At 50.6% G+C, this 9,809-nt stretch carries 9 protein-coding genes; all 9 read right to left on the bottom strand.

All coding sequences use genetic code 11. The features are described from left to right. Nucleotides 1-158 precede the first annotated feature (158 nt). A complete protein-coding gene (gspD, locus tag HQL56_15215; protein ID MBF0310868.1) occupies nucleotides 159-2,348 on the bottom strand; it encodes a type II secretion system secretin GspD in 2,190 nt (729 codons plus the stop codon). Nucleotides 2,349-3,227: 879 nt separating this feature from the next. Then, nucleotides 3,228-3,773: a hypothetical protein gene (locus HQL56_15210; protein ID MBF0310867.1), complete on the bottom strand. Its 546-nt coding sequence runs from the start codon at nucleotides 3,771-3,773 to the stop codon at nucleotides 3,228-3,230. Further along, nucleotides 3,770-4,342 (bottom strand): hypothetical protein, encoded by a 573-nt coding sequence (locus HQL56_15205; protein MBF0310866.1) that lies wholly within the window; start codon nucleotides 4,340-4,342, stop codon nucleotides 3,770-3,772. The genes HQL56_15210 and HQL56_15205 overlap by 4 nt, the downstream gene beginning before the upstream one ends. Beyond that, nucleotides 4,339-5,445 carry a PilN domain-containing protein gene (locus HQL56_15200; protein MBF0310865.1) on the bottom strand — a complete coding sequence of 369 codons (1,107 nt, stop codon included), beginning with the start codon at nucleotides 5,443-5,445 and terminating at the stop codon, nucleotides 4,339-4,341. The genes HQL56_15205 and HQL56_15200 overlap by 4 nt, the downstream gene beginning before the upstream one ends. Before the next feature lie 582 nt (nucleotides 5,446-6,027). Continuing rightward, a complete protein-coding gene (locus HQL56_15195) occupies nucleotides 6,028-6,741 on the bottom strand; it encodes a prepilin-type N-terminal cleavage/methylation domain-containing protein (protein ID MBF0310864.1) in 714 nt (237 codons plus the stop codon). Next, nucleotides 6,738-7,139 (bottom strand): prepilin-type N-terminal cleavage/methylation domain-containing protein, encoded by a 402-nt coding sequence (locus tag HQL56_15190; GenBank protein ID MBF0310863.1) that lies wholly within the window; start codon nucleotides 7,137-7,139, stop codon nucleotides 6,738-6,740. The genes HQL56_15195 and HQL56_15190 overlap by 4 nt, the downstream gene beginning before the upstream one ends. Further along, nucleotides 7,114-7,626, bottom strand: coding sequence for a GspH/FimT family pseudopilin (locus HQL56_15185; protein MBF0310862.1), 513 nt, complete (start codon nucleotides 7,624-7,626; stop codon nucleotides 7,114-7,116). The genes HQL56_15190 and HQL56_15185 overlap by 26 nt, the downstream gene beginning before the upstream one ends. Further along, entirely contained in the window at nucleotides 7,577-8,002 is a 426-nt protein-coding gene (gene gspG, locus HQL56_15180) for a type II secretion system major pseudopilin GspG (GenBank protein MBF0310861.1), read from the bottom strand. The genes HQL56_15185 and gspG overlap by 50 nt, the downstream gene beginning before the upstream one ends. Before the next feature lie 55 nt (nucleotides 8,003-8,057). Further along, entirely contained in the window at nucleotides 8,058-9,281 is a 1,224-nt protein-coding gene (locus HQL56_15175) for a type II secretion system F family protein (protein ID MBF0310860.1), read from the bottom strand. Nucleotides 9,282-9,809: the final 528 nt, after the last annotated feature.

Here is a 9,809-nt window from a genome sequence, read left to right as displayed (position 1 = left end):
TGATGGTCCCCAGACCCCTGCAATAATGCAAAAATGAAACAGAAACGGAATGAGGGGGTTGCGCTCGCCCCGGTCGTCGAGGCGACGCGCGCCATGTCCTGAGGCACACGAGGGGGATCGCGACGAAATTTGGGAATAAGCCGGGATGAATCGGTCGCCTAGCGCAGCTTGGAATTGAGAGGAAGAACGGTCTTTAGCTTCAGTCTCAATTCATCGGTTAATTGGCGTACTTCATCCATGGAGGAAACCACACGGGGCGTGATCAGCACGAGTAATTCCGTGCGCTCATTTGATTGGTCCGAGCCACCGAATAAAGAACCCAGGATTGGCAGCTTATTCAATAAGGGGATACCGGAATCAACCTGGTTGGACTTATCCTTGATGAGTCCTCCCAGGGCAATGGTTTCCCCGCTTTGAACCGCAACGGTACTGGACAGTTTTCGTTGCTGAATAATGGGAGAGTCGATACCGGAAACATTCGAGGAGCTGACATCACTAACCTCCTGATCGATTTCCATAATCAACAGTCCGTTTGAGTTAACCCGCGGCCTGACCGTGAGGATGGTGCCAGTATCCCGGTATTCGACACCGCTAATGATGGTGGTATTGTTGGTCGCTGCGGGATCCCGCGCCGACATGGTGACCACGGGGACTTGATTGCCGACCTTCAGTTTGGCTTCATAATTATTAAGAACCATGATTTGGGGGGAGGAGATGACTTTCAAATCAGTAATAGATTCAAGGGCGTTCAGGATGGTGGTGATACCGACATTCCCTGTTGCCAGGAAGGAAAATCCGGGAAACCTGGAAGCAATATTATTGGAATTTGTTTCACTCAGTGTAAAGCTCGCATTTCCTCTCTTGAGGAACCATTGCAGCCCGTAGCTCAGATCCTTGGTCAGGGTGACTTCGGCAATAGTTGCTTCAATAAATACCTGCATGGGCATTATGTCCAATTTCTGTAGAGCCTTTTCGATCATGCGATATTTTTTTTCTGTTGCGTGAATCAGTAGAGCATTATTGGCTTCGCTGGCAATTATTTTAATATCTTCATTATTGGCTTCGCTGGCAATTATTTTAATATCATCAGCGATGCTTGCTGGTTTCACATCGGTAGCTGAAGGCGGTTTATGGTTGAGGGGAGATCTCACGGTCGCCGGTTTGGTGCCGGGTGCAAAGTTAACCGAGGAGCTACCGGATCGGGCATTGCTGAATACTTCTATTAATACATTGGCGATTTGCTCCGCACGGCCGTTTTGGACGTAATAAACAAACAGTTTGTGTTCATCGCTGCCCGTTTTGTCAAGTCGCTTGATCCAGGAGCCGATTTCCTTCACATATTCCGGTTGGGTGGAGATAGCCAGAACGCCATTCATCCGATCAATGGAAATCAATCGCACCATACCGGAGATAGGGCCGTCGCCTTCCAATTGGAAGATCTCTTTTAACTCTTCAATCAATACCTTGGCGTTGACGGATTCAACTTGGAAAAGACCGATCGACATTCCTTCCAACCAGTCCACGTCAAACAACTCGATCGTGTCCAACATGGCATCCAACTCTCTTTGCGTGCCAGCAATTATAATAATATTCTTGCCGGCATCAATACGCAAAATGCTGCCCTTTGGACTCATGGGTTCAAGAATTTTAAGCATCTCGGTGGGAGATACGAATTTTAAGGGCACAATCTGAATGCCAAGCCCAATTTTATTATTTCCTGTTCTATCAAGGGCCGGGGCCGAGTTGCCCAGGGTGGCATAGTTGGCAGGAAGGATTTTATAAAGGTCTGAATCATCGGACTTGACAATAATCGCACTAAGCAGACGTAACGCCTCCTCAAGGGCCACCAATAAGTCGTCCGCATCAACAGGATGGCTGGTCCGAATGGTCGTGGTGCCAACCACACGCGGATCAATGACGTAATTCGACTTTAATACTTCGGAAAAGACAGCGCGAACCACCTCACGAATGTCTGTGTCCACAAAGTTCAAAGTCACCTTTTCGCCAGGCAACTTTATGGCAGGTGGGGCTTTCAAGCCTTTTGGAGTAAGAAATTTCCCCGTTCCAGGGTAAAGACTCTCTTCGATGGGTTTTTGCTCACTAGGGGTTGCAGCTTGATCTTGGAAAATGGACGACTTATTGGTAGCAAAGCCTTCCCTTGGATTGTCTTTCCCGCTCTCCGGGTCCATCAAAACTGGCGAAGGGGGAGAAGCCGAATGAATTTGATGACCCTCTCTGCCGGCAGCCATAATGTCCGGAGATTTTTTGGCGCAACCGGACAAAAGCCCGATAAATAAAAGACTGGAAACTGCAAGGTGTTTAATGTGGGTACCTTTACATGAAAACACGATTTTACCCCTTGGGTACTGGTACAGTGAAGATCGGAAAAGCCGCATGTTTCTGACTAAGCTACCAACCCACGCCGTCCAGGAACTCCTCGGGAACGTTGGATGACGTTTTTAGCGCAAAGTGGATCGGCCGTCTGATGGGGGAATGGCACGCCAGCGTGCCCGCAATCAGCGCGGGGATAACTTTTGCAATACTGAGTTGCTGAACCGCGTCCGTCTTGGGATGGGCCCTTCTTACCATTCATACGGGGGACCGCGGAGGATTGTAGCGCCCCGAGGTGTTGACGTTGTCGAAGCGGGGAGAGGCCCCGAAGAAAGGCGCACCAAACCGTTCTTCCGCACCGTCTTCGGAAACGCTTCGATCCGCTGGAGAAGGCTGCAAAGGGCCTCATCCTCCCCATCCTTGAAATCTCCCCCCAACCCGCCATGGCGGTACCGCCGGCCCCTCATTCTTGAAAGCTCGAACCGGGCGGAATCGGTATGCCACCCTCGGTGAGGATGAGTCCCTCCCTTTGGCCCCTCCGCCGGAGCGAAGATGGAACACGATTTGGAGAGGGTGCGAGCCCTACGGCCTCCACCCGCCAAGGCCACGACACCCCCTTGCAGCACGGCCGCGAACCCGGTCAAAAGGAAATTCCCCCTCGGACATCCTTAGGGAGTAATCCTGGGGAATCCGATATCCCCTGGTTGGCGTGGCAGGCAAAGTATAATCGGTTGGGAATACGGGGGTTTGGGGGGGGATTATCGCCCCCGACGGGTCCAGGGCAGCGCCCTGGGAGGTCTCCTTTCGTGGTTGGCACGATCACGCCGCGCCGGTCAGCGGGCGGAAGGGTTGTGGAATTTATACAGAACGCTGTTCTCATCACCTTCTCCGCTGGCCTACTTACTCGTGGCAGGGGGATTTGTCCCCTTGAGCGGTGGGCCATTTTCAAGCGAAATCGTTTCGAGTTGCTCACCGTTTTTTAGAATGATCCGGGTCGGCAAAACCCCATCCAGGACCCACCCGTCCACCTTGTCATTTTCAGATATCCACTCGGGAGAAATACCTTGACTACGCCGGATTAAGGCGTGGCGGCCATTATCAAGAAGGAGTATTCCGATCACCTGCAAGGAGGGAGGGTCCAAAGCCCTGGTCGGGGCGGCCTGGGGAAGGGAGGCTTTATCATTTGGACCATACTTTTTGGCCAGGCGCATCCTGTCTTTAGAAAATAAGGGCCTTTCCAAGGTTTCTCGCAGGAGGTCCAGTGGAACAACAGTGGGGAGTCTTGCCAGCTGAACGGCCTCGACAACGCCATCATTGTTGTTAGTGGGTTTGGAAACGGGCAGCCCCTTAACCAAATCAACCTTCAAACTCAAGCCAATTTCCAAAATCAGACAAAGCAGCAGTAGGAGAATGATTAACCTGGTGTGAGAGTAGGTAATCATAATGACGGAGACCTTATAAAGGCATAGAGATCAATGGTGACATTTAATTTTGGTGAAACATTCTGATCCTTCCCTATAGTGTCATCCTGCTGTTGAATGTCGACCTGTTCGACCACAATCAGCTTTGGATACCTCTCCAATCCGTCAATTATATTACGCACAGAGGCAAGGTCGGTGATCATTTGTACCTTTACGCCAAGGCGTTGAAACCCGTTAACATCTTCGAGGCGGATGATTTGCAGGCTTTTTTGCGTGCTTTTGGTGGAAACAATCAATATTCTCAAAATATCCTGCAATTTTGCGGCGACAATCGAGGTTCGCTCCCCATCAAATATCTGTGAATTCTGCTGGCTCGAATCCAGTAACTTGGAGTAGAGAGTTTCCAGAATTTGTGTTTGGGCGTAAACCTGTTTATAATTGGTTAGCAGTGCTAGTTTATTATCGATCTGCGCTTGCTGATCCTTGTATTTATTCCAATATGGCACCACAAGAATGGACCAGGAAAATTTCACCACGACCAATAAAATCACGACGGCGAGAAGTCGGCTCAAAGTGGGAGTCATCTTCATCTTCTGGCCGTTCCTTTATGTTCAAGTTGGAAAGAAAATTTAAATCGCTCTCGTTCCAATTTGGGATCCCTCACAAAGGAGGAGTCGGGCGTCACATCTTTAAAAATGCTCGACGATTCAATTAGTTCTATTAGGCGTGATGCAGATTGGGCATAACCGGAAACTTTTACAGAGGGTCCGGAGACGGCCAGGCGAACCAGCCAGGCATCATCGGGAATGATCTTGGTGAGCTCTTCTAGGACTTCGATGAATGATGGTAGATTTCTTTTATATTCCGAAATATAGAGGCTTTCGGAAACAATATTAGTAATATTATTGCGAATAATAAGAGAATTTTCGGCCTTTATTTTAATCTGGGCAACCTGGCCAGTCACCTTCTGTAACGTTTGATATTGATGAAACATTGGAAACAGAACCACTCCTACCAGCAGACCCAGGGCCACCATATTCTGAATCAAGCTGATTGACATGTACCTGGAGGAGAGGGGTACCTGGGCATGTTTTAGGAAGTTAAACTTCTCCTGCCGCGAAGCATCCTCCCCAACGATATCCACCTGGTCCGGTTTTATGCCCCAGCTTTGGCTCAAGGTGAGCAACTCTAAAACGGATTCTTTTGGCACCATGGCTATTTGGACATCCAGGGAGCCATTTTTTAAGTTCCTTCCACAAATTCGATAATCAAACCAGAGTTCCTCAGGCCGAAAAGGAGTCAGTTTTTCCAGCTCGAAATAGAGCGCCTCCTCCAGATTATTTTCCATATCCTTGGGGAGTTCCGGCAGAATACGAACCATAGCCTTCGCAATTGGTAGGCGAAAAATTATCTGGTTGGCCCTTTCCTGTTGAACCATCCTCGAAACATCGGCAACGTTTTGCTCCGGTTTTTGGCTGGATGATTCGATGTGCGCCAGATCTTTGAAAACGTCGCCCTGAAATCGACCAATTCGAATTTCTGTATCCAGCACATCGATAACCAGGCAATTGGAGCCCGTTACCAGCATGCTATAAACTTTGGCAGGAATTAGCGAAGCCAGCTCCCTTACCCACCAGGAAAACAGGCGAACGAACTCGGTCTGCAAATAGGTTCTGGAAATGTAACTATTCATCCCCCTGTCTTTCTCTGCCGCGCCGGCTGGCGAGCGGTTATGCCATTTCGGTGGTTCATTCAGGTGCGGGGGGCGGTTATCGCTCCCGGCGGAGGTTGCTCCCGCCCTCCAAGACCCTCTCCCTAGGCTTCAGTTCGGCGTGTTTCCGAATGGTGGGGATGGCGTTTGCAAGATTCTGCCTGGGGGTTTTCACCTGCTCATGAAAACCTCCCCCCGTTGTAACTATTCAGATATACGGGGGTTTTGGGGGGATTATCCCCCCCGACGGGTCCAGGGCGGCGCCCTGGGACTCTTCCGTTTGCGGTTGACTTCCGACCCCATGGGATCCAGGGGGCATCCCCGGAACTTTCCCTTTCGCTGTTGACACAATCATGCTGCACCGTTCAGGGGTCTGAATAGTTACCGCCCGTTAAACCTCCAGGGGCCGCTTTACGGAGACGGTAACGATTCAGGCCCCTGCACCGCCCGGCAGGGGCGTGCCACCGGCGAATGGAAAAGACCCCGGGCGCTGCCACGGACCCTTGGGGGGCATAAACTTCCCGAATCCGGGTATAAGGAGAGCTGACTGAATACCTCCATTGTTTACTCTTTGGTTGTTCTTCCAGCACAAGTGTTAATCTTGATGTCGAATTTACATGCCGAATCCATTTGAATACGGTGTGCCACCGTCAGTACAGGCCATATGCGTTCATCCCCGGCGGGAAAATGTACTGTTACGGATGTTAAAAACGGAAGCTTGGTCTTGCCTTCCCACTCCTCCAGCCAAACCGGTTCAGTATCCACGTTTTTTAAACCGAAGTAGCGAAACTCAACATCGGCAATATTGTGTAATAAAACAGCTTTTTCAGGTTTCCTCTCTTCCTCGTCAGCAAGGGGAAGTATTGGTTTCCACAAGAATTCCAGATCCCTACGGCCCGGCTTGACCTCGATCACACCTAGGGAGAGGTCATAAAATGGCGCTTTTCCTAAATAGGTCTGCATGGGTGCTATAAACGTTAACCTGTGCGACCTTCCCTGGAAGGCAACGCTTCCTTCTTCTTTCTCATTGATCGTCCATTGCGGGTACGTTTTTTCAAGCCGACTCCGCAGGAATTCCTGGATGGATGAGATCTGACCCATCTGATTTAAGCGTTCCTCACCCGCTTTCCAGGCTCCCAAACTGAATCGCAAGTCCACATACATAAAGGAGGCCATTAAGCCGACAATCGTGATGGCAACGAGCAGTTCGAGGAGTGAAAACCCCTGTGGCGACTCACTCGACCCACGGGTACCGGCCGTCGCGGCAGGAGACTTCACGCGGCCTTCCCCAACCGCACGGTTGTCAGGGTGACGGATTGTTCTTTGTGCCCCGGATCAATCCAATGCACCGTCACCTCAACTTGAAACAGCGCCACCGCTTGCTTTTCCGAATACATCTCCTCACTCTCCCGAGGGGCGATCCGCAGATGCCATTGGAACGGAACAATATCCCCGGAGTACTCGCCTGCAAGTAAAGGAACTTCCATGCCAACCACGGCCAATCTGGATTCGGCGATATGCAGGGCTTGTCTGTAATTCACCGTTGTTTCGACATTTTGAAGCGTGATGGAAAATCCCTGAAAGAGGACAAGCATGGCAATTGTCATAATGGAGAATGAGATGAGGATCTCCACGAGCGTAAAGCCTTTTTCAATCTTTGGCGGGGGTTCCCTCATTCACTCTCACCTGACCTGTCAGCCAGTCCACGGTTACCACGTTAGACACGTTATCCAGTTTGAATACAAGTTGGGCTCCGGTTGATCCTCCCTCCGGGAAGAAACGGATCCTTGCGCTCCCCTCATCGAGCTGTTCGGATTCCGGTGTTGTCAATTGTACGGAAATTTCATCCGAAAACCCTGCGGACGTGTCCTCCTTGCCCATGCGCAACCATCTCTCCCGAGTACTGATGGTCACAACCGTCTCTTGATTCGTTGTGATTGCCAGGTTTTGGGCTCTTCGTAAGAGCACGGAGGACTTCTTTGTCACTTCCTCCAAACGCAAACCGGGCATTACGGCCAAAAGCAGCGGCGGAGTGAGCAGTGTCAACATCCCCAAAATGGCAAGGGAGATCAAAATCTCAAGGAGGGTAAACCCTTGAAAAGGTACCCGAAACTTACCAGTTGGCAATATCCTGATTATCACCCTCACCACCCTCTTGGCCATCTGCTCCTGCAGAATAGAGGTCATAGCCTTTTTTGTTGTGCTTTCCAGGATAGGTGTAGATGTAAAGATTACCCCAAGGATCTGTCAAAGATTGTTCCTTTTTAACATACGGCCCCTGCCAGCGACTGCCGGCTTCGGCCGGGGCTTTTACCATGGCTTTTAACCCTTCATCCTGGCTAGGGTAGCCACCGATATTGAGGCGATAGAGATCGAGACTGGAGCCCAGGTTCTCAATTTGAAGAGCCGCTGTATCTCGTTTTGCCTTACTCATCTGTTCAAACAAACTGGGGGCGGCAATGCTGATGAGCAGTCCGAGAATGACTAACACAACCAGCAGTTCGATCAAGGTGAATCCTTCACGCATTTTGTTGCTCATATCCGTTCATCCCGACTGGGTTTTGCAGAGGCCCTTGACTCGCCACTGTGCGGATCTAAAAGGCCAGTTTGTTGACGCTCAGGACGGTGATTAAAATCGAGGCGGCGATCAAACCGACCAACAAACCCATAACAATGGTGATTACGGGTGTCAGCAACGCCATCAACTGCTCCACGCCTGATTCAACTTCCTTTTCATAGATATCGGACAACCTTTCCAGCATCTCACTCATTTTCCCAGTCTCTTCTCCAATTCGAAGAAGTTGAATGGCCCGGGGTGGGAAAAGGTGTTTTTCTTCCAAAGCGTTGGAAAGTAATTGCCCCTTGTTCACCTGAGTGGATACTTCCGTCAATGCCAAGATGATTACCATATTCCCCACTGATTTTGTGGCCATGGACAGAGCTTGCATGGTTTCCACACCATTTTTCAAAAGCGTGCCAAACATGCGACAAAATCGAGCGACTTCATATTTTGTCACCACATCGCCCACTAAGAAATTCTTCAATAATAAACTGTGCCAATAACTTCGAAAACGGGCTTTGCGGATGGCGATTCGGATCCCAATCACAAGGCACAATAGAAAAACCAGCCCATGGTACCCATATTCCCTGAAATTATAACTGACAATCAGCAGTATCCGGGTCAACAGCGGCAGTTTATCTCCCGCGTCTTCGAAGAGTGATTTGAACTGAGGCAGAACCACGCCGAATAATACCGCCAATGATACCCCCATCATCACCAGCATAAAGATGGGATAGACCAGGGCCGATTTGGTTCTTTCCTGAAGTGCCACGGAACGTTCAAGGAAGACGGCAAACTCCAGCAAGGATCGTGCAATACTGCCACCTGTCTCTCCCGCCTTTACCATGTTGGTAAATACGGGAAGAAACTCTTCCGGCTGCTTCTCCATTGCCTTTGAAAGGATATCTCCTTCCTGAATACGCTCCATGACCTTCATCAGGGCTTTTTTAACTCGTTCATTCTCCGACAAATCAATCATCAACTTGATCGCTCGGGAAACATCCATACCCGCTTCAAGCAGTGTGGATAATTCATGGGCAATAAAGGCCTGGTCCTTATTGGTCAGGAATGCCCCTTTTTTCCATTGGAAAGATACTCCCATGTTGGGGGATGCAGTCGTGCCAGGTAATATATTTAACGGAATATGGCCACTGTCTTGAAGTTGGCGCGCGGCGGACAGGCGATCCTTCGCCTCCAACGATCCTGCAACGGTCTCACGGGAATCTCGTTTTATCGCTTTATATTGAAAAATAGGCATCTATGTTTGGATCCGTCCGGAGGTTCCGTCAAAATGGATGCTACAAAAGATCCCACGCTCCATTCGGTTCGACTTGAAGGCTTGGAACGATTCCCCCCCTTTTTCTTCAGTTCCGGCGGGCATCCGGGACGTTTCGGCGCCAGGTGAGCGGCCGCTTGGGGCTGGAAGGTCCGAGATCGGGCTCGCTCTTTGTGGGCCACCCTTTCGGGAAAACTCACCCGAAACGGTTGGCCTTGAGCCGGGCGAACCTGGCGATGACGGCAGTCTCCCAGGGGGTTGCCCTGGGCCCGTCGGGAAGGATATTCCCCCCCCGCACCCCCGTTTTCGATTGTCGGGCTTGTGGGCCCCCTTGGTGGGGTCCCGAAAAGGGTAACCTTGAGCCAGGTGAGCCGGAGGCTATGGAAGGGCCTTCGTTCCGGTGCGCCGCCCTGGATCTAACCCCCCCCCCGCGTTCCTGAATGGATGGGAAGATCACCTAGGGCGTGTTGACATTCACCATCTTTTGGTCCCTGGCCGCGTTGCAATCCG

The organism is Magnetococcales bacterium, assembly GCA_015231925.1.
Taxonomy (GTDB): Bacteria; Pseudomonadota; Magnetococcia; order Magnetococcales; family JADGAQ01; genus JADGAQ01.
This window is presented reverse-complemented; position numbering and strand designations above follow the sequence as displayed.

What these genes read in the sequence shown, in the direction of transcription:
- HQL56_15210 (MBF0310867.1), bottom strand. Translation starts at nt 3,773, where the DNA reads ATGATTACCTACTCTCACACCAGGTTAATCATTCTCCTACTGCTGCTT.
- HQL56_15205 (MBF0310866.1), bottom strand. Translation starts at nt 4,342, where the DNA reads ATGAAGATGACTCCCACTTTGAGCCGACTTCTCGCCGTCGTGATTTTA.
- HQL56_15200 (MBF0310865.1), bottom strand. Translation starts at nt 5,445, where the DNA reads ATGAATAGTTACATTTCCAGAACCTATTTGCAGACCGAGTTCGTTCGC.
- HQL56_15190 (MBF0310863.1), bottom strand. Translation starts at nt 7,139, where the DNA reads ATGAGGGAACCCCCGCCAAAGATTGAAAAAGGCTTTACGCTCGTGGAG.
- HQL56_15185 (MBF0310862.1), bottom strand. Translation starts at nt 7,626, where the DNA reads ATGGCCAAGAGGGTGGTGAGGGTGATAATCAGGATATTGCCAACTGGT.
- gspG (MBF0310861.1), bottom strand. Translation starts at nt 8,002, where the DNA reads ATGAGCAACAAAATGCGTGAAGGATTCACCTTGATCGAACTGCTGGTT.
- HQL56_15175 (MBF0310860.1), bottom strand. Translation starts at nt 9,281, where the DNA reads ATGCCTATTTTTCAATATAAAGCGATAAAACGAGATTCCCGTGAGACC.